The organism is Pontibacillus sp. ABV4_188 (genome assembly GCF_056311905.1).
This window is the reverse complement of sequence record NZ_CM149975.1, coordinates 1,701,020-1,720,601: the sequence shown is the minus strand read 5'-3', so window position 1 is coordinate 1,720,601 and position 19,582 is coordinate 1,701,020. Positions and strand designations below refer to the sequence as shown.

The 19,582-nt window shown below is 39.7% G+C and carries 17 protein-coding genes; all 17 read right to left on the bottom strand.

The annotated features are described in order from the left end of the window. Nucleotides 1–208: 208 nt before the first annotated feature. The 17 genes from sigE to ACYX4O_RS08665 all read right to left on the bottom strand — a co-directional run bounded on the left by sigE (nucleotide 209) and on the right by ACYX4O_RS08665 (nucleotide 19,579). A complete protein-coding gene (gene sigE / locus ACYX4O_RS08745) occupies nucleotides 209–928 on the bottom strand; it encodes an RNA polymerase sporulation sigma factor SigE (protein ID WP_476356419.1) in 720 nt (239 codons plus the stop codon). 26 nt (nucleotides 929–954) lie between these two features. After that, entirely contained in the window at nucleotides 955–1,863 is a 909-nt protein-coding gene (gene spoIIGA / locus ACYX4O_RS08740; protein WP_476356417.1) for a sigma-E processing peptidase SpoIIGA, read from the bottom strand. Nucleotides 1,864–2,641: 778 nt separating this feature from the next. Beyond that, nucleotides 2,642–3,811, bottom strand: a complete 1,170-nt coding sequence (ftsZ, locus tag ACYX4O_RS08735; RefSeq protein ID WP_345238791.1) for a cell division protein FtsZ — start codon at nucleotides 3,809–3,811, stop codon at nucleotides 2,642–2,644. A 74-nt stretch (nucleotides 3,812–3,885) separates the two neighbouring features. Continuing rightward, on the bottom strand, nucleotides 3,886–5,175 hold the full coding sequence (gene ftsA / locus ACYX4O_RS08730; protein ID WP_476356415.1) for a cell division protein FtsA: 1,290 nt from the start codon (nucleotides 5,173–5,175) through the stop codon (nucleotides 3,886–3,888). 200 nt (nucleotides 5,176–5,375) lie between these two features. Then, nucleotides 5,376–5,744 (bottom strand): small basic family protein, encoded by a 369-nt coding sequence (locus tag ACYX4O_RS08725; RefSeq protein ID WP_476356413.1) that lies wholly within the window; start codon nucleotides 5,742–5,744, stop codon nucleotides 5,376–5,378. Continuing rightward, the gene (locus ACYX4O_RS08720) at nucleotides 5,744–6,463 is read right to left on the bottom strand and encodes a DUF881 domain-containing protein (RefSeq protein ID WP_476356411.1); all 720 of its coding nucleotides are present in this window, start codon (nucleotides 6,461–6,463) and stop codon (nucleotides 5,744–5,746) included. The genes ACYX4O_RS08725 and ACYX4O_RS08720 overlap by 1 nt, the downstream gene beginning before the upstream one ends. Before the next feature lie 5 nt (nucleotides 6,464–6,468). Next, the gene (locus ACYX4O_RS08715; RefSeq protein ID WP_476356409.1) at nucleotides 6,469–7,170 is read right to left on the bottom strand and encodes a DUF881 domain-containing protein; all 702 of its coding nucleotides are present in this window, start codon (nucleotides 7,168–7,170) and stop codon (nucleotides 6,469–6,471) included. Continuing rightward, complete coding sequence (locus tag ACYX4O_RS08710; RefSeq protein WP_476356407.1) at nucleotides 7,154–7,945, bottom strand: cell division protein FtsQ/DivIB; 792 nt, start codon at nucleotides 7,943–7,945, stop codon at nucleotides 7,154–7,156. The genes ACYX4O_RS08715 and ACYX4O_RS08710 overlap by 17 nt, the downstream gene beginning before the upstream one ends. A gap of 200 nt (nucleotides 7,946–8,145) precedes the next feature. Further along, nucleotides 8,146–8,280 carry a hypothetical protein gene (locus ACYX4O_RS08705; protein ID WP_476357058.1) on the bottom strand — a complete coding sequence of 45 codons (135 nt, stop codon included), beginning with the start codon at nucleotides 8,278–8,280 and terminating at the stop codon, nucleotides 8,146–8,148. A gap of 31 nt (nucleotides 8,281–8,311) precedes the next feature. Then, nucleotides 8,312–8,557, bottom strand: a complete 246-nt coding sequence (locus ACYX4O_RS08700; protein WP_476356405.1) for a hypothetical protein — start codon at nucleotides 8,555–8,557, stop codon at nucleotides 8,312–8,314. 227 nt (nucleotides 8,558–8,784) lie between these two features. Then, complete coding sequence (gene spoVE / locus ACYX4O_RS08695) at nucleotides 8,785–9,900, bottom strand: stage V sporulation protein E (protein WP_476356403.1); 1,116 nt, start codon at nucleotides 9,898–9,900, stop codon at nucleotides 8,785–8,787. Between the two features lie 65 nt (nucleotides 9,901–9,965). Continuing rightward, nucleotides 9,966–11,324, bottom strand: coding sequence for a UDP-N-acetylmuramoyl-L-alanine--D-glutamate ligase (gene murD, locus ACYX4O_RS08690; protein WP_476356401.1), 1,359 nt, complete (start codon nucleotides 11,322–11,324; stop codon nucleotides 9,966–9,968). Beyond that, nucleotides 11,312–12,298: a phospho-N-acetylmuramoyl-pentapeptide-transferase gene (gene mraY, locus ACYX4O_RS08685; RefSeq protein ID WP_476356399.1), complete on the bottom strand. Its 987-nt coding sequence runs from the start codon at nucleotides 12,296–12,298 to the stop codon at nucleotides 11,312–11,314. The genes murD and mraY overlap by 13 nt, the downstream gene beginning before the upstream one ends. Before the next feature lie 42 nt (nucleotides 12,299–12,340). Continuing rightward, entirely contained in the window at nucleotides 12,341–13,702 is a 1,362-nt protein-coding gene (locus tag ACYX4O_RS08680) for a UDP-N-acetylmuramoyl-tripeptide--D-alanyl-D-alanine ligase (RefSeq protein WP_476356397.1), read from the bottom strand. 17 nt (nucleotides 13,703–13,719) lie between these two features. Beyond that, the gene (locus ACYX4O_RS08675; protein WP_476356395.1) at nucleotides 13,720–15,186 is read right to left on the bottom strand and encodes a UDP-N-acetylmuramoyl-L-alanyl-D-glutamate--2,6-diaminopimelate ligase; all 1,467 of its coding nucleotides are present in this window, start codon (nucleotides 15,184–15,186) and stop codon (nucleotides 13,720–13,722) included. A gap of 70 nt (nucleotides 15,187–15,256) precedes the next feature. Then, on the bottom strand, nucleotides 15,257–17,215 hold the full coding sequence (locus tag ACYX4O_RS08670; protein ID WP_476356393.1) for a stage V sporulation protein D: 1,959 nt from the start codon (nucleotides 17,213–17,215) through the stop codon (nucleotides 15,257–15,259). An 84-nt stretch (nucleotides 17,216–17,299) separates the two neighbouring features. Next, nucleotides 17,300–19,579 (bottom strand): penicillin-binding protein, encoded by a 2,280-nt coding sequence (locus tag ACYX4O_RS08665; RefSeq protein WP_476356391.1) that lies wholly within the window; start codon nucleotides 19,577–19,579, stop codon nucleotides 17,300–17,302. Nucleotides 19,580–19,582: the final 3 nt, after the last annotated feature.

The following is a 19,582-nucleotide window of genomic DNA, read 5'->3' as shown; positions in this document are numbered from 1 at the left end:
TAAAAGTGAAATTAGCCTTCAATCACTGATAAAATGAGTGAAATCCAATGATTTTATACTAAAACAAATTTAATGAGTCTTCTCTTTTGGCCTTTTGATGTTTGGATGTGATGGAATAAAAGGAGACTTATATTTATATAATCATTGGGCGATAAACAACATCAAAAAAAAGGCGGAAATGGATGCTTTCCGCCTCTTACCCTTTACTTTACACCATTTTATTAAACTCTTTCTTCAAACGGCGAATAATTTTCTTTTCTAACCTTGAGATGTAAGATTGTGATATCCCCAACATATCAGCAACATCTTTTTGTGTACGTTCTTCTTCGCCAACTAATCCAAATCGTAATCCCATAATCTGCTTTTCTCGATCATTTAGTTGCTCTAGAGCTTTTAGCAACAATTTCTTGTCAACGCTTGCTTCTAAATCTTTCGTAATAATATCCTCATCTGTACCTAAAACATCTGATAACAGCAACTCGTTCCCATCCCAATCGATGTTTAGCGGCTCATCAAAAGAAACTTCACTTCGAATTTTATTATTTCTTCTTAAGTACATAAGAATTTCATTTTCTATACACCTAGAAGCATACGTAGCTAATTTAATTTTCTTTTCAGGATTAAAAGTATTTACTGCTTTAATAAGACCTATGGTACCAATGCTAATTAAATCCTCAATGTTAATGCCAGTATTTTCGAACTTGCGAGCTATATAAACGACTAACCTTAAATTTCGTTCAATTAAGATCGCTCTCGCAGCTTGATCTCCTTTTGTGAGTTTTTGTAAAAGTTCTGCTTCTTCCTCTTTACTAAGTGGTGGCGGTAGAGCCTCATTCCCGCCAATGTAGTAAACTTCATCTGTTTTCCATCCTAATTTGTATAACAGCTTATACAACCATAATTGAACTTTAAGCTTCCACTTCCTCATAATTCTCCTCCCCTTTTATAAAACTTTTATGCAGAGTCAACAGCAATTGACTTTAGTAAATGAGGGTGTAACAAACATTGATAGCTTTCGTCTGGTGATAGTTGTCCAAATTGAACCCCAATTAGAACACGATCTACCGTAATAGGATTATCTTTAATCGTAAGGCGAATCCAGTCTGGCTTTAAGACAAGCATGAACTGACTCGCGCCACCTACCCCCTGGTAAGGAACAATTCGAAATTTATCCGTCCATCCCTCAGGAATCAGTTCAAAATTTAAGGTTTGTTGAACTTGATGAATATTCTCCCATTCCTCCTCTTCAAACCACCCCTTCATAACTGCCTCATCACATATAATGACAGGTTGCTTCGTGATTGGATCAACAAGCTGATTCCCACTATCTACAAAGGACATAAGGTGTTGGACGTGGTTATTGACTGAGATGGAAACAGGAAGGATTTCATCATACTTAATCTTTTGGACAATAAGCTGGTCCATCCTTCGCTTAGAGAAAATCCAGACGATTGGAAAACCAATCAGCACAAACAACCAACTAATCCCATCTCCAAACCCTGTTTGATACGTAACAATGACCCCACTCGATACAAAAATCTGCTCGTTTAAAAAATAATAGAGTCCAAACAGTCCCCCACCAATCGAAAACGTCACAAAATAGAATAAGAAGAGCCTTCTAGCAAATAACCGTATATTCCGGTAACCAAAAGCAGTGAATATAATAAGTAATGAGAAAAGGCCTTTCCCAGCTGGAGTAGCCCATAAGGAAGATGGATAGAATAAGTTCAGCGGAACTAACAACGAAGCCACAACAGCCCCAATAGCTAACCGATACCTAGGACTTCGTGACTTGGATAAACTATGTGTAAGAAGTAAAATCATCCAGTCTAGGAAAAAGTTCAGAAGCCAAACAGCATCCAAATAAATGGTCAACATTTCATCCCTTTCTCTTAGGAATTTCTTCTGTTGAAATTTAGTATAGAAGAGATAGATAAAGAAGTCTGTCACATTATGAGAGGAAGTTGAAACTTATTTTTATAGATTTAAGCAGGTTTTGTCGGAAGGTTTCTGAGGATGAGAAACATACATCTATTTAATACCTTTTACACTATTTGAAGAAAGTAATACTAAACTATTATCATGTGTGTATTTAAGAATAGGACAGGATTGTTGAAGACTCGAAGCTGAGAGAATGTTTTCGTTAACTTCAGTTGAGCGTAAGGTGGGCCTGGAAACCACTCGCTTTCCTGTGGGGAGCTGGTGAGCCTCCTCAGCCGGCACGCCGGCTTCGGGGGTCTCACCTATGCTCTTCTGCCCACGGGAGTCTCGCAGTTTCCAGGCCCACCTTTACCATATAAGGGTGAACGAAAACATGCTATATAGGGTGATTTCATCCCCCCGGATGCGACCTACGGGGCGGTTCATCTCTTTAAATCCGGGGCTTGCTCGGTGACTGCGAGACTCCCGCGGGGGAAGGAGCCTAGGGAAGACCCCACAGAGAGCGAAAGCGAACGAGGAGGCTTCCCAGCTCCCCGCAGGAAAGAGAGTTGTCCCCGAGCAAGCCCAAGCACTCATAATCGTAACGGCCCTTTCGACACTAAAGTGTCTCAGCTTAGAGTCTTCCATATACATCAAATACTATAAGAAAGCCTGATCAAAAATAAAAAGCCTACAGCTTAAATGCTGTAGGCTTTCTTCGTTATTGTCTTCTGTTTCGGTTACGGTTTCTTAAGAATGTTGGGATATCAAGCGTATCCTCTTCTTGTTGAGGCTTATTATACCCGTGAGAAGATTGTTGTTGCTGAGGTTGGCTTGAAGCAGGGGCTTCTCGACGTGGCTCAGGACGTTTCTTCTCTTGTTGAGGTTGCTGATTATTTAAACCTGGGCGTGCCTGTGGTTTATTTCCCTGCAATTGGCTTTCATCAAATCCTGTTGCGATGACGGTTACGACAATTTCATCTTTTAGATTCTCATTGATTACAGAACCAAAGATTACGTTTACTTCTTGATCTGCTGCAGAAGTTACAATGTCGGCTGCTTCTTGTACTTCATAAAGACTTAGGTTAGCTCCACCAGTAATGTTCATAAGAACACCATGAGCGCCATCAATTGAAGTTTCAAGTAATGGTGAGGAAATAGCTTTCTTCGCAGCTTCTGCGGCTCGACTTTCTCCTGTAGCAATACCAATTCCCATAAGGGCAGACCCTTTATCAGCCATAATCGTTTTTACGTCGGCAAAGTCTACGTTTATGAGACCAGGTACAGCAATTAAGTCTGAGATACCTTGTACACCTTGACGTAGAACGTTATCCGCTTCACGGAACGCTTCTAACATAGGTGTATTTTTGTCTACAATTTCTAGAAGGCGGTCGTTTGGAATAACAATAAGGGTATCTACGTTACTCTTTAAGGAGTCAATTCCTCCTGTTGCTTGAGTAGAACGTTTACGACCTTCGAAAGTGAACGGGCGTGTAACGACGCCAACTGTTAACGCACCCAATTCTTTTGCTACCTGAGCAATGACAGGAGCAGCACCAGTACCAGTACCGCCACCCATACCCGCTGTAACGAAAACCATGTCAGCACCTTGCAAGGCTTCCTCTAACTGTTCTTTACTTTCTTCAGCTGCTTTGCGACCAACTTCAGGGTTCGCTCCAGCTCCTAATCCTCGTGTTAATTTATTCCCAATTTGCATTTTCACTTCTGCTTTAGATAAGTTTAATGCTTGTGCATCGGTGTTGACCGCAATAAACTCCACACCTTGTACACCATGCTCAATCATTCGGTTTACAGCGTTACTACCGCCTCCACCTACACCAATAACTTTTATGGTGGCTAATTGGTCCGTGCTCGTATCAAACTCTAACATTTTCCGTTCCTCCCACTTTGCAAGATTCCAAGATTCTGTATCTAGTACGATTTAAACTTCGATAGGATGGATGTTTAATCGAAGAAATATTTTATCAAATTTGCAACTTTAGATTCTTTTTGTTTCTTTGGTTCGGGTTGATGATCAGACTGACTTGGTTGTTTTTTTTGTTTCTTCACTTTCGGTTGTTCTGTTTCTTCCACAGTAACCGAAGGGAAAAGTTCTTTGCCTTGTATTTTCGCATTATGATAGGCAAATTGCAATATACCTACACCTGAAGTAAATTGCGGTTCTCGTACCCCAATATAATCAGGTATTGCAATTCTAACGTTTGTTTGGAAGCAATCCTGAGCTAAATCTGCACAGCCTGGCATCCCTACTAAACCACCAGTTAAGACATATCCACCTGGCAATTCGCGATAACCCATGCGTCTTAGTTCGCGCTCAGCGTATGCATAAATCTCTTCTAATCGTGCTTCAATCATATCAGATATCTGTAACTGATTAAATGATTGTTTCCGGTCACTGCCTATGATCGACACCTCAAATGTTTCCTCTTCTTGAGCATCATCAAAAAAGGCGTGGCCGTAATTTAGTTTAATGTTCTCAGCTTCCTCTGTGGACGTTCTCATACCGATTGACAAGTCTTTAGTGACGTTATCGCCACCTAATGATATAACACTTGTATCTTGCAGGAACCCTTGCTCAAAAACAGAAATGGTCGTGCAACCGCCACCAATATCAAGAAGAGCAACACCTAAGTTTTTCTCATCTTTCGATAAAGCAACAGCTCCAGAAGCTAACGGTTGTAAACATATATCGAGAACTTCTAAGTTAGCGCGTTCTACGCACTTCAAGATGTTATGTAGAACCGTTTTTGAACAAGTTATAATGGTGCCTTCCATTTCAAGGCGAACACCAATCATACCACGCGGGTCTGTGATTTCATCTAATCCATCCACAATAAATTGCTTAGGAATTACGTCGACAATTTCACGTTCTGGTGGTACGGAAATGACTTGAGCTGCATCAATTACACGAGCAATATCTTCATTCCCTATTTCACGGTTTTCGCTTTGTACAGCTACAACACCATGACATGGTTGAAGTTGTATGTGGCTACCATTAATACCCACAACCACCCGGTTAATTTGCATCCCTACCATTCTTTCTGCCTGTTCTACAGCATTTCGTATGGATTGGACCGTTTGATCTATGTCTACAATGGCACCTTTTTTCATCCCATTAGAGGCTGCTGTGCCAACACCTATAATATTTAACGAATCATTCATTACTTCGCCTATGATTACTTTGATTTTTGATGTACCTATATCAAGGCTGACAAGTATATCATTGTTGTTCAAATCCAAGGCACCTCCTAAACTAAGGCATCTGATTAGTTCACATATTACCGAATGTTCTCTTTAATCGCAATTCATTTCACACTACTTCTTTTAATTTAATCTTTTTGTAAAAGAAAGTCCGACATGAATCATAACATCCGTTTCAATATAGACCATCAGAAACTATTTACCTTATTCAACATAAATAAGATATTTTCCTTTTATTTTCTTTCGTTTTTTTCAATTTCCTTCTTATTACTCTTTCGGTCTACTATATAACGTCGGATAATAGCTATATTTTGAAATAACCTCACACCAAATGCAAATACAGCAGCTAAATATAAGTCGACACCAAGTTGGACCCCTAGAAAAGCTAAGAAGGCTGCTAATATAACGTTAAAGAAGAAACCAGATACAAAAACGGCTTGGTCAAACTTCTTTTCCAAATGTGCTCTGATCCCTCCAAGTAATGTATCAAATGCTGCTAATACGGCTATAGACAGATAGTTTGCATACTCTTCAGGAACTCTAATGTCAGATATAAAACCTAAACTAATGCCTACAATTAAAAACAATATCGGTAACCACATTATGTTTCACCTGTTTCTGTAGCATCTTCTGTTTCAAGATAGTGAAGGTCAGGAGTTTGTTCATACTCTGGTAGGGTTAATTTCTTCCTTATTTCCATAGAAACAGATAAATTCTCTATTACAAACATTTCGAGTGAATCACTTACTTCCATATAATTAAGCAGTTTCTTTGGATCTTCAGCTAAAACTTTGATTTTTATAGGAAGCGTAGGAACCGGATGGTTATTCACGTAAGTTGTCCCATTAACGTCACGAATGGGGGAAAGGTTAGTGATTCTTTCCTGCCCAATGGAAATATCTTTAGCACCATACGTATTTAATTCATTAATAAGCTGGTGTAGCAGGGATGGAGATACAGTAGGATAGGTTTCCGCATATTCCAAATCCTGAAATATTGGCTCTACTGTGAGCATTAATCCAGCCCCTTTTACTTCTGTGAGGCCAGCTTTTAACTTTAATTTATTAAGAGATTCATTGAGCGTTTCTACCTTTTCAAAGTTTGACTGACCTTCATATTGAGCAATCATCTTATTTAACTCTCGCTCTTTAGCTAACAATTCTTGCTGTGTCTTTTGTTGACTCTGTAATTCGGTTCTAACTTCCCATAGATCTCGAGTATCCCTAAGTTTAGGCTCTTGGGTTGTCTGAAACTGTATGGCGATCATAAAACCGACTAAACCAAATACGAAGGAGAAAATGATTTTACCACGAATATTCATCTCAATTACCTTTCTCCTGTAAGGCGAGCGTCCATTTTGATAACATCTTTCTTCTGAGTCGAAACTTCTACATTATCACTTAGTAATTGATCAACTACTCCACCTTTTAACGTTAAACTAGGCATGAGAACATCAGGGTTTCCGATTGCCGTAATGACAAACGGCGCAGGATGTTGAACACCGTCAACAGAAACGACTGGACCTACACAAGCTATATATGAATCTCGATAAAGCCTCTGCCCATTAATAGCAATAGCATTTGCTCCTGCTGATAGCATTTCGTTTACCACTTTATGAATGTGACTATCGTGCACAATATATTGATTGACATTTTCTTCTGATGGTATGTAATCTGCATCTTTTAGCTGAATTTCAACGCCTGTACCTTTTACTGGAAGTTCACCTGTTAATTTTTGAAGTGTTTTTTTGTCTTGCACATAGTCACTTACTGTTTGTTCTTGATTGGCCAACTGATCTTCCATCTTCTGAATCTCAGACTTCTTCTTTTCGATATCTTCTCGAATAGATTGATTTTCTTTTTCAATGTTAATCAATTGTTGCCTGTAATAATAATCTTTCTCAAGTTGTTTGTCAGTAAGCTGGTAGACTTGCGGACCCTGATTGGTTTGTTGATAACTAAACGCAACCAGGAATCCTGAAACGAATAATACAAGGGAGAAAATGACGTGTCTACCGGTTAGCCTCATCGCTCTCTTCCCCTTCTTTCTCTTGTTGTGGATATTCTTCGAAATAAGCACCAACATCGATATGAATAATCCCTCTTTGTCCTGGTTCTAGTTGTGCGATAATAGAAGGATATGATCGCATGTTTTGAGAAAAATTCCGAATCGAAGCCTCCACTTCAAATCCATCGTTCATGTATAAATGAATCTTGTAAGGATTTTTATCACTTGGTGTCCACTGTACCTCCGAAATTAACTGGGTAACACTAGAAGGTAACTGTTGTAGTTCTCTTGTCATTTCTTCTAAATACGATTGACGAGCGAAACCAAGTAATAAAGGAGCATCACCATGAGGGTTCTTCAATTTCTGATCCGTCAATTCCTTACCCGTTTCTAGGATCGGGTAATAGGAACCTTCTCTTTCTACATACCCCACTCTCTGGTATTCCTCAATCTTCATTTCAACAGTGGAAGGGAAATGCTTGTCAACTTGAACCGCACTTATTTCTTCATGTTGTTCAATCTTTTTGGCTAAAGCTTTTCCATCTACTTTCCAGTAATTGTCTTCTCCTGGAGTTAATCCACTTAAAGAGAGAATTGTCTCACGATCAACATGATCGTTCCCTGAAACCTCAACAGACTTTACTTCACTCAAAGAAGATTGTAAGTAAATAATGATCGCAATCAGCAAAAAGAAAAAAGACAAGTACATAATCAAGCGTCGATTCGACTTCTTTCTTCTAGATTCTTTTAGTTTTGGTATCCGATCTTCAATAGAAACGATCTTCTTTTCAGCCATGGAAAATTCCCCTGCCCGGTGTTTTCAATTACATAAGGAAACGGCATACTAGATGCCGCTATTATGCATAGGAAAATTATATCACAAATCACTTGATTTTTCGTGATTTTTCTGTATCTATGTGCCAACAATTTCTACTTCTGTATGCAGGTCTACATAACCCTTATCAGCAACTGTTTCTTAAATGTGACAAATTAATGCTAGAACGTCCTCATATAAAGCAAATCATTGACAATAAAATTTCCGTGCAACTCAGAAATTTTAGCTCTACCTTTCTGAATACCCTTTACACCAGCCTCTTCGACAAGTTTTTCTGCGTAGTTAGGAAGAAGTATTCTTAATATACTTCCTATACAAAGGTCACTCCTAGGTTTGAGTTTCTCCGGGGTAACCTTTGCAATCCTTCATCTCAGGCATTGATACTTCCTTGTTTGCCGGTTCTAATTGAAATTCAGCCTCTACACGTATACCCGTATTCTTAGTTGGTAAAACCGATGTACGATAAGAGAATTTCAATTCTTCTTTAATAAGCCATTCTTTTCCTCGTGCAACGACTGACTCCATAACCGCCTTCTCACACTCGCTATTCATAAATGTTAGGTTACTATCCATTCTACATCATTATCCAAGAGATGTAACACTTCTAGATAAAAATTATGAACAATACACATTTCGGCTCCTCTCCCTATAAATTGGGGGTCGAAAGGAGCACTAAGCGCATGTTGTACGAATAAATTTTTAAAATTCATAGAAAACTCCTCTCATGATTTAACTTTACTAATATAGCTCTTATGAGAGTCAACTATAAAAAAAGCCATCCCTTTTGGATGGCTTTCATTCTATAGTTTAGCGTAACGACTAATATTCAGTAAAATTCCAACAGAACAGAGTGTTAAGGTTAATGAAGAACCTCCATAGCTTAAGAATGGCAAAGTGATACCAGTAACTGGCATTAACCCAGTTACAACACTAATATTAATCATAACTTGAATTGTTATCATCCCCACAATTCCTAATGCCAGTAAGCTACCGAAAGTGTCCGGTGCGCTTAAAGCTACCCTTATGCCACGCCACAGAAGGAGGAAAAACAACAACAAAACTAGAGTGCCTCCAATAAATCCAAGTTCTTCGGCCAGTATAGCAAAAATAAAATCGGTTTGAGGTTCAGGGAGGTAATAGAATTTCTGTAAACTCTGTCCGAGCCCAAGTCCCATTAGTCCACCTGGACCAATGGCATATAAAGATTGTATAATTTGAAATCCAGCCCCCAGAGGGTCTTCCCAAGGATTCAAGAAAGCAGTTATTCGCTGCATGCGGTATGGTGCAGAAATAATAAGACCTGCAAATCCTGCTAAACCTAGTACACCTAGTCCCACAAAATGAGCAATTCGAGCTCCAGAAACAAAAATCATTAGCATACAAGTCCCAACTAGTACTACTCCAGTTCCAAGGTCTGGCTGGAGCATAATGAAAGCGAAGGCTACCATAACAAGAGATAAAGACGGGAGAAATCCCTTAGTGAAAGAAGTAATTTTCTTTTGATGATCAGCCAGGTACCTAGCCAAGAAGATGATTAAACCAAGTTTCATAAATTCAGATGGCTGAATACTGAATGCCCCTACTCCAATCCAACTTCTTGCTCCACCCCTTACCATTCCAATTCCAGGTATTAAAACAGCTACAAGTAGTATAAAACAAACAATTAAAAGTGTTTTAGAACTATTTCTCCATGTGAGATAAGGAATATTCATAAATCCAAACATTGCTACAATCCCTGCACCTGCAAATAATAATTGACGCTTTGCAAAGAAAAAAGAATCATCAAATTTATAGGTTGCCCAAATAGCGGAAGCACTATAGACCATGATAACGCCTATTAATAGTAATGAGAAAATCGCTATAATGAGCAACAAGTCTGGTGCTTTATGCAACTGCTTTGTCCGACTTTGCAACATAAAAATGGCCCCCTTGGTTCAAGCAGAACGTTGGGGGCCTTATAAATTATTGTAAGACAAGCCCCCTACTCTAATGTATGCACGGCTCTTACAAACATGTTTCCTCTTTCTTCAAAAGTTTTATATTGATCCCAGCTTGCGCATGCTGGAGAAAGAAGGATAACATCTTGTTCAGCAGAGATACGATAAGCTTCTTCAGCTGCTTGCTTAACATTATCGACCATAAGTATAGTCTCTATTCCATTTTTAGTTCCAAATTCACGAAGCTTTTCACCCGTTTCACCGAACACAACCATAGCTTTAACGTTCTCCATTGAAGGAGCTAGCTCTTCAAAAGATTGACCTCGATCTAATCCGCCAGCAAGCCATATTGTTGGCTCGGAAAAAGCATTGAGCGCTTTCTGAGCTGCTAATATGTTCGTTGCTTTTGAGTCATTAAAAAAACGACGACCTTTGACATCTTTCACGTATTGAAGACGATGCTCCACTCCTGTGAACGACGTTAACACTTTACGGATTCCTTCTATTGTAGCATCTGCCAAAAGGGAAGTAGCGATTGCTGCCATTGTATTCTCAAGGTTGTGATCACCTTCTAAAAGAATCTCATTTTGCTTTATAACAAATGTATCCTTGTAGTAGATAGAAGTGCCATCTGTCCAAACCCCATCAGTTTGCTTTGAAATTAGAGAGAAAGAGATGGTTTGAGCTTTTGTTTGTTGAACAAGTTGCCGAACTTCTTGGTGATCTGCATTGTAAACGGCATAATCTTGAGAGGTCTGATTAGCAAAGATCTTTGCTTTTGATTGTCCGTAATGTTCCATCGTTTTATGGTAGTCCATATGGGCTTCGTACAGATTTAAAAAGACGGATACATCGGGCTTGAATGTTTCAGTTCCAAGTAATTGAAATGAAGATAGTTCCATAACCATGGTTTCTTCTGGACTTGTCTTTTGAGCAACTTCACAAGATACTTTCCCGATATTACCTGCCAAAGCAACAGGTTTGTTACTTTGTTTCAGCATTTCATAGACTAGTGTAGTAGTAGTAGTCTTACCATTAGAACCTGTAATAGCTACAACTGGACCTTGATGAAGCATATAGGCCAACTCAATCTCAGTTACGACTGGAATACCTCGTTTGACGGCAGCTTCAACGATAGGATTGGTATAAGGAATACCTGGATTCTTTACAACATAATCTACGCCATCTAAAACACTTAGCGGGTGTCCTCCTGTAACAACCTCAATCCCTTCTTGATAAAGGGATTGAGCTTGAGGGTTTTCAGAAAAAGGTTTCTGGTCATTCACCCTAACCGATACACCGCTATCATTAAGAAGTTTAGCTGCTGCTTCTCCTGATTTAGCGAGTCCTAGCACGAGCACTTGATTATAAGGAAATGATGTTAACTTATTCAATTGATCCACACCTCAATATAGACGCCTAGAGCGGCAAATAATAACCCCACAAGCCAAAACGTTGTTACAACTCGCCATTCTGACCATCCCATAAGTTCATAATGGTGGTGAAGTGGACTCATTTTGAACACACGTTTACCAGTTGTTTTGAAAGAAATAACTTGAATAATAACGGATAATGTTTCGAGAACGAATACGCCTCCAATGATGACAAGTAAAATCTCTAACTTTGTTAATATTGCAATGGCTCCAATAGCACCACCTAGAGCAAGAGAACCGGTATCACCCATGAAGACTTTCGCTGGATGGGCATTAAATACAAGAAACCCTAATAAAGAACCGACGATAGCAAGCGTAAATACAGCGATCTCAAATTGAGGAACACCGTGCCAAGCTAAAATTCCAAATGCCCCAAATGCAATCGCAGCAGTCCCAGCTAACAAACCATCAAGACCATCTGTTAAGTTAACAGCATTCGATGAGCCTACAAGCATAAATACGATGAGAAGAGCGTAGCCCCACCCAAGATCTACTTGAAAGTCAGTACCTGGAAGACCGATATAAGTAGGAAAATCGTGACGTCTTAAAATAATATAAAAAACAGCCGCAATGAATAGTTGACCGACCATTTTTTGTTTAGAAGTTAATCCAAGGTTGCGTTTCATCGCTACCTTAATAAAGTCATCAAGAAACCCTAGAAGACCATATCCAATTAGTACAAATAATAATAAAAACACTTCAAAGTTCATTGGATCTGGGTTGAACTTCGATGTCATCACCAACGTAGTAATGGAAACAGCAACAAGGATCATTAATCCCCCCATAGTAGGTGTTCCTGATTTCTTTTGGTGAGATTTCGGACCTTCATCTCGAATAGATTGACCAAATTTCAAACGACGTAAGAATGGTATAAATATAGGTGAGATGAGGACGGTAATTAAAAAGGCTATTGCCATAGTGATTAATAGTACTTGTTCGTTCATTGTGCTCCTCCTTTAGATCTGTAAACCGTCCGCTTAAATCTTTTAATCTGTAAATTCTTCTACAAAACTTTCAAAAGCCATTAAGCGTGAAGCTTTTAATAATACAATTGTATCTTGCTGTAACATAGGTAGAACGACTTTAGAAACATCCTCTTTAGAAGAATAAGAATAGACATCTAAATCTGGGTGATGATTCTTTACTTCCTCTGCAATGACTACTGATTCATCCCCTACTGTTATTAGAACATCTATGGATGAATCGATTGCTGGGGCTACAGACCGATGCATTTCTTCGCTTTGAGCCCCTAATTCAAATATATCGCCTAAAATAAGAATCTTGCGTGAATATTGATTTAAATCTTTGATAACTTCGATAGAAGCACGCATTGAAGTCGGAGAAGCATTATAAGCGTCATTAACAATATGTGCTCCGTTCTTCCCTTCTATTAACTCAAAACGCATTCCTGTTAAGGTCATTTCGTTTAAACCCTGCTGGATTTTAGATGGATCCATTCCTAATGCTTTTCCAATTAGAATAGCAAAGCTGGCATTTTTAACATTATGCTTCCCTAATAGATGGATTGAGTAAGTATCCTCATCATTTAGAGTGAACGATGTAGTAGACCCACTCATATGAATGTTTGATAAGACACACTCATTCTTCTGATCAAATCCACTTGAAACGACTCCTTGTCTTGTGTGAAGAGGAGCCAATAATGGTTCATCTCCATCTAACAAGAGTGTACCCCCATCCTGAAGTCCAGCAAGTATTTCTGATTTCGCCTGAGCAATTCCCTCTCTTGATCCTAAAAATTCAATATGTGATTCCCCAATATTAGTGATCACTGCAAAATCGGGTTCGGCAATAAAGGAAAGGTTCTCAATTTCTCCAAAATGATTCATGCCCATCTCTAATACAAGCACTTCTGTTGAAGCTGGCATTGAAAGGATCGTAAGTGGCAGGCCTATATGATTGTTGAAATTTCCATCAGTCTTGTGTGTTTTGAATGATGGAGCTAGAACTGCATCAATAAAATCCTTCGTCGTCGTCTTTCCATTTGAGCCCGTTACACCAATGACTTTAGGGTTAACCTCTTTTCTGTATAGATGGGCTAATTGCTGTAAGGCTATAATCGTATCATCCACAAAGAATAAGGGGAAATCGTTAGGAACATAAGATGGGACATCTACCTCTTCATCCCACAATGCAGCAACAGCTCCTCCTTCAATGGCATCTTTTAAAAACTCATGGCCATCAAAGCGGTCACCTCGTATTGGAACAAACAAACCTTTATTCGTTTTTTTACGTGTATCGGTAAACACATTTTTTATTTCAATTGATTCAGATGCCACCCCTCTAGAAGAGGGGAAGTGATCATGAATCCATTCTGTTGTCATGTTCATTAGTAATAATAACTCCTTTATTGTTTGGCCTTAATACACTCAGCCGCTACTTCGCGGTCATCAAAATGGTGTGTAACTCCATTCACTTCCTGGTACGGTTCGTGACCTTTACCAGCTATTAAAATTACATCTCCAGCATTAGCTTTATCAACAGCAAATTGGATAGCTTCTTTTCGATTAACAATCGTGGTATACGTGTTTTCTTTCACTCCACTTTCCATATCCTGAATAATAGATACTGGGTCTTCACTTCTAGGATTGTCAGAAGTAAAGATCGCTTCTGTAGCATACTTAACAGCTACTTGAGCCATAAGTGGTCTCTTAGTCCTGTCTCTGTCTCCCCCACAACCTACAACGACGTAGATATTTTCCTTAGCGAAGGATTGAATGGTTTCTAAAACGTTTTCTAAAGAATCAGGAGTATGGGCGTAATCTACAATGACCCCAAACTCTTGACCAGATAGCACGGGTTCAAAGCGACCGCTCACACCTTTTGTTTCTGATAACGCTTCTTGAATCGTATCCAACTCTACCCCAGCTACCCACGCCGCACTTGCAGCCGCTAACATATTATATACGCTGAACTTCCCAATTAAAGGACTATGAATTTCTTTCTCTCCACTTGGAGTGCATAGGGTAAAGGTGGTGCCACTAGCAGTTAGGTTTACGTTTCTTGCTGTTACATCCGCTTCTTGGTTAATGCTATATGTAAGAACTTCTTGAGAAGTACTTTTACAAAATGCTTCATAATAGGGGTCGTCTTTATTCACTACTCCAAATTTTGGCTGATTGGAATGATACCCATTTCCAAGTTGAGCAAAAAGAAGTGACTTGGCACGCAAGTAATCATCCATATCTTTGTGATAGTCCAAATGATCCTGACTTAAATTCGTAAATACAGCAATATCGAAATCCGCTCCATGTACTCTTCCTAAATCAAGAGCATGAGAAGATACTTCCATAACAGCAGTATTTACACCTTCATTCGCCATTTCTGCAAAATGCTTCTGTAAAAACAGCGAATCAGGCGTAGTGTTTTTCACTTCGTATTCCTTGTCACCAATTTTCATTTGGATTGTACCGATCAAGCCGGTTTTTTGTTTCTGATGTTTGAAAATAGATTCTACTAAATAAGACGTAGAAGTCTTCCCGTTCGTGCCAGTAATCCCAATTAACCTGAATTGTTGGGTGGGATTTTGGTAGTAGAGGTTAGCTAGCTTAGCCATTGCCTTGGATGTATCACTTACCAGTATAACTGGTATGGATACGTCTAAAGGGCGTTCCGCTACAATTGCAGCTGCACCTTTCTCCTCGGCTTGTTTGGCAAATTCATGCCCATCCACTGTAAAACCATTTATACAAATAAATAAATGACCAGGGTCAACAAGTCTTGAATCCATTTCTATTCCATTGATTGTTATGTTGTTGATGTCTTTTGTAGTTTGATAGACGTGTAATGTCTTTAATAAATGACTTAACTTCATGTAAGGACTCCTTACTATTAGATTTTCAACGTATATTATAGCAGACAAGACCCTGGTTCGCGATTGTTCTTTAGTGAGAATGATCAGAATGATCTTCTTGAGGAGCCTCCTCTGCTAAAAATAGTCGAATTTTAGACCCTTCTTCTACCTTGGTTCCTGCTTTTGGAGCTTGATCTACGATATAATTCCCTGTTCCGCTCGTTTCAATAGAGAGGTTCACCATATATTGAGTTAATTCCTTCTTTTCAAGCCCAATTAAATCTGGAATCTCAACAAGAGGTTGATCTGGCCATTGGACTTCTTTCTCTAACCCATCCGTTCTCGGTTCTACCCCCATGGCACGAAGACTGTCCCCCATGATGTTTCCTACTATAGGCGCAGCTACTACCCCACCAAATTGTACCGTATTTTTAGGGTTATCAATAGCTAAGTAAACGACAAGTTCCGGGTCATCAGCAGGTGCAAAGCCTATAAAAGAAACAATATGATTGTCTGTCATATATTTTCCATCTGGCCCTACTTTTTGGGCTGTTCCTGTTTTCCCCCCGACTCTATACCCTTCTACATAGGCCCCTTTACCTGTTCCAAGTGCTACAACGCTCTCAAGAGCTTCTCTTACTTTAGCAGATGTTTCTTCAGATATTACGCGTTTTTTGAGTGTCGGTTCTGTTTGATCTACTGCCTCTTTGCTAATCGGATTAATCCATTCTTTAGCAATGTATGGTTCATATAAATACCCACCATTTACCGCTGCTGCTACAGCCGTTACTTGCTGGATCGGCGTTACAGAAACCCCTTGACCAAAGGCAGTTGTTGCTAACTCCACGGGTCCTACTCGTTCTTCTTTGAACAAGATCCCATTCCCTTCACCTTGAAGATCAATGCCTGTCTTTGTGCCAAAACCGAAGTCTTTAATATAGCTAAATAGACGCTCTTTACCTAGTTCTTGACCCAAGGTTACAAACCCTGGGTTACAAGAATTCTGGACAACTTCTAAATAAGTTTGACTTCCGTGCCCTCCCCTTTTCCAACAACGAAGCCTTGCTCCATCTACTTCAATAGAGCCACTGTCATGAAAATGGTCCTCTTCTAAATCAACAAGTCCCTCTTCTAGAGAGGAGGCAAGTGTGATGATTTTAAAGGTAGAACCCGGTTCATAAGAACTCCATATCGGGAGATTGCGGTTGTACACTTCCTGAGGGACGTTTTGGTAGTCTTCTGGGTCAAATGTAGGTCGACTCGACATCGCCAGTATCTCTCCAGTATCCGGATCCATAGCAATCGCTATGGCACCATCTGGATTATATTTCGCTTCTGCATTATCAAGCTCTCGTTCAATGATTGTTTGTACCCGATCATCGATGGTAAGCTTTAAGTTATACCCGTCTTTTGGTGGTTCGTAAACATCAGCTATATTTGGAAGACGCCCACCTTTGGCATCAGAGAAGAAAGAAAGCTGTCCTTCTTCACCTTTCAACTGCTCGTCGTAATACAATTCAAGCCCCATCAGCCCTTGGTTATCAATACCACTAAAGCCTAATACGTGGGAAAGATACTCGCCCTTAGGATAATGACGCTTAAAATCTTCTGCTATATAAACACCATCCAAATTCAATGCACGTATAGCATCGGCTTGCTCTTCAGAGATTTTACGACCTTCTGGATGTAATCGCTCGATCATACTTACCTTCGTTACATGTTCGTATGCCTTATCTATCGGCATATCTAGAACTTTAGCTAGCTTTTCCGCTGTCTTTTGAGGTTCTTTAATTTGTCTTGGTACTACCATCACAGAAGGAGCCGAAACGTTTTCTGCTAATACAACTCCGTTCCGGTCTAAAATATCTCCCCTCTCTGGTTCAAAAGGGATATCCCGGCTCCATAAATTTTTTGCCTTGTCCATTAATTGGTCTCCCATAACAAATTGCACATACCCTAAGCGGGTTATTATGATAGCTAGTACTACTCCTGCCAAAAGAAAGACAGTGACCAATCGTTTTCGTAACGTCACATTGGATACTCGTTTCATGGTACATCTCCTTTACGTCCATGGTATGCTTGTATCCATTTTATGAGTTCAGAAAATCGATTAGAACACTGTCTTTGTTACACTCTATTGTTCTTCATTCGTAGTTTCTTCTTGTTCATCTGGTTCTTCTGATACTTCTTGAGAACCTTGACCTTCTTTTTCTTGCATAGATCGCTCTGTTTGTTCTTCGAGTGACTTGTCTGAAGGTTCTTCATTTGGACCAGTTAGCTCCACAACGAGGTATCCTCCTTTTTGTAAGGAAGCACCCGCAGGAACACTTTGTTTCCGGACAAAACCACTCCCAATTGAATCAACGTTTACATCCATGACATCCCCAAATGTGAGCACATCGCGAAGGGCCCAACCTGACATATCAGGCATTTTCGTTGAATCTGATGTTACTAAGAAAATCTTTTCATTAGATATGACTTTCGTTCCACCATGCGGGAACATCTCTTTCACTTCAGTTCCATCCCCTAGCACAATAGGCGTTAACCCATTTTCAGTAATGGAATTTTTCGCTTTATCAACAGACTCTCCTGTGTAATCCTTTAGGGTTTTTGATTCTACAGAAAGCTCTTCTTTGTTTTCAGTTGGTTTGATGTTCATATAGTGGAGGCTATTCTCCATTACTGTTTTAAAAATATATGAGCTTGGTTCAGCTTCATATTCAGTTGGTTCAAGGTCTGGCTGTTTCACTGAGACATACATCATAAGCTCAGGATCTTCTTTAGGTGCCATACCAAGGAAAGATAGGTAGTAATTTCCGTGACCGCCTAAGTATCCTCCTCCGTTAGGATTTGGAATCTGTGCTGTACCCGTCTTGCCTGCAACGGAATAGTTAGCAAGGTTATAGAAATTCACACCCGTACCATGTTCTCCAGTTACAACATTCCCCATCAACTCTCGCATCTCTTTTGCAGTCTCTTCGCTGATGGGCTCGCCAGCAACTTTAGGTTCTTTCTTCTCTAAAACATCACCGGTAGAAGGATCTGTTACTTGCGAAATAACGTAAGGCTGCATCATTTTCCCATTATTCGCTACAGAAGTAGCAGCTTTCATTTGTTGAATTGGTGTAAATGTTGAACCTTGTCCAAAAGCAGTCGTAATGACTTCACTGTCCCATTTGTACACAATTTTTCCTGCTTGTTCTCCAGGAAGGTCAATGCCTGTCTTTTGATCAAGTCCAAACGCTTGTAAGTAGTCCATATACGTTTCAGGACCTAATTGTTCCCAGACTAGTTTGGCGGCTGCTACGTTTGAGGATCGTTCGAACCCTTCATCATAATCGATTACATCCCAACCCTTACCACCGTTGTGGTCACCGATTTTGTCGCCACGATCATTATAAACGTACTCCCCGGACATGTACGTATCAGAACCATTATACACACCCTCTTCCATAGCAGCAGCATATGTGAAGATCTTCATGGTTGAACCGGGTTCATATGGAGACGCAATGACATCATTGTACCAATTGCCAATATCTTGTCTTTCGTTCGGGTTAAAGCTCGGCCTATTCCCCATTGCCAATACTTCTCCCGACTTAGGATCCATAACTATCGCAGTTATTTTTTCAGGACTATATTCCTTCACAACATGATTCATTGCATCTTCAAGGAATGTCTGGATTTTTTGATCGATCGTCAGCGTGACATTAGCCCCGTCTTCTGGTTTCTCAAAAACTTCTTCTGGATTTAATAGTTTCATATTATATTTATCTCGCTTGTAGGAAATTGATCCGTTCGTCTCAGACAGATAATCATCCATTTGTTCCTCGATCCCCATCATGCCGTTGATCTCTTCACTTTCCCCTTGGTTTTGTGCGAAACCTAGGACGTGGGATGCAAACATGCCATTAGGATAGTACCGCTTCGCCTGTTGTTTAAAGCGAATACCCGGGAGATCTAGATCCTCAATCTGTTCTCTTGTTTCTTGAGATAAATAACGACCGTTTGCTCCAAATTCGACTTGGAAAGGACCTTCTTTCGATAAACGATCATAAATATAAGATTCTTCTAAACCTAAAATAGGAGCCAGTTGTTCTGCCGTTTTTTCCGGGTTCTCAACATGCAAAGGCTCCTTTGAATCTTTTGAATATTCTTCTTCAATAATGGCATAAACACTATAAGTCGGGCGGTCATAGGCGAGCGTCATTCCGTTACGATCAAGGATCTTGCCTCGATCGGCCTCAATCGTATAGGAACTCGTTCGCTTTTGATCAGCCCAATCTTGTAGTGATACCCCTTCAATTTCACCTGTTGCCTGAATATAAGCAAAACGCCCGAATATGATTGTGAAAACCAACATAAATCCAAGCATGTAGAGTTTTGCCACTCGGTGAGTTGTTCGGTTTTTTTTCATAAA

Coding starts and splice junctions, on each gene's coding strand:
- sigE (WP_476356419.1), bottom strand. CDS start 928: ATGAGGAAGTGGAAGCTTAAAGTTCAATTATGGTTGTATAAGCTGTTA.
- ftsZ (WP_345238791.1), bottom strand. CDS start 3,811: ATGTTAGAGTTTGATACGAGCACGGACCAATTAGCCACCATAAAAGTT.
- ACYX4O_RS08725 (WP_476356413.1), bottom strand. CDS start 5,744: ATGTGGTTACCGATATTGTTTTTAATTGTAGGCATTAGTTTAGGTTTT.
- ACYX4O_RS08720 (WP_476356411.1), bottom strand. CDS start 6,463: ATGAATATTCGTGGTAAAATCATTTTCTCCTTCGTATTTGGTTTAGTC.
- ACYX4O_RS08715 (WP_476356409.1), bottom strand. CDS start 7,170: ATGAGGCTAACCGGTAGACACGTCATTTTCTCCCTTGTATTATTCGTT.
- ACYX4O_RS08710 (WP_476356407.1), bottom strand. CDS start 7,945: ATGGCTGAAAAGAAGATCGTTTCTATTGAAGATCGGATACCAAAACTA.
- ACYX4O_RS08700 (WP_476356405.1), bottom strand. CDS start 8,557: ATGGATAGTAACCTAACATTTATGAATAGCGAGTGTGAGAAGGCGGTT.
- spoVE (WP_476356403.1), bottom strand. CDS start 9,900: ATGTTGCAAAGTCGGACAAAGCAGTTGCATAAAGCACCAGACTTGTTG.
- mraY (WP_476356399.1), bottom strand. CDS start 12,298: ATGAACGAACAAGTACTATTAATCACTATGGCAATAGCCTTTTTAATT.
- ACYX4O_RS08680 (WP_476356397.1), bottom strand. CDS start 13,702: ATGAACATGACAACAGAATGGATTCATGATCACTTCCCCTCTTCTAGA.
- ACYX4O_RS08675 (WP_476356395.1), bottom strand. CDS start 15,186: ATGAAGTTAAGTCATTTATTAAAGACATTACACGTCTATCAAACTACA.
- ACYX4O_RS08670 (WP_476356393.1), bottom strand. CDS start 17,215: ATGAAACGAGTATCCAATGTGACGTTACGAAAACGATTGGTCACTGTC.
- ACYX4O_RS08665 (WP_476356391.1), bottom strand. CDS start 19,579: ATGAAAAAAAACCGAACAACTCACCGAGTGGCAAAACTCTACATGCTT.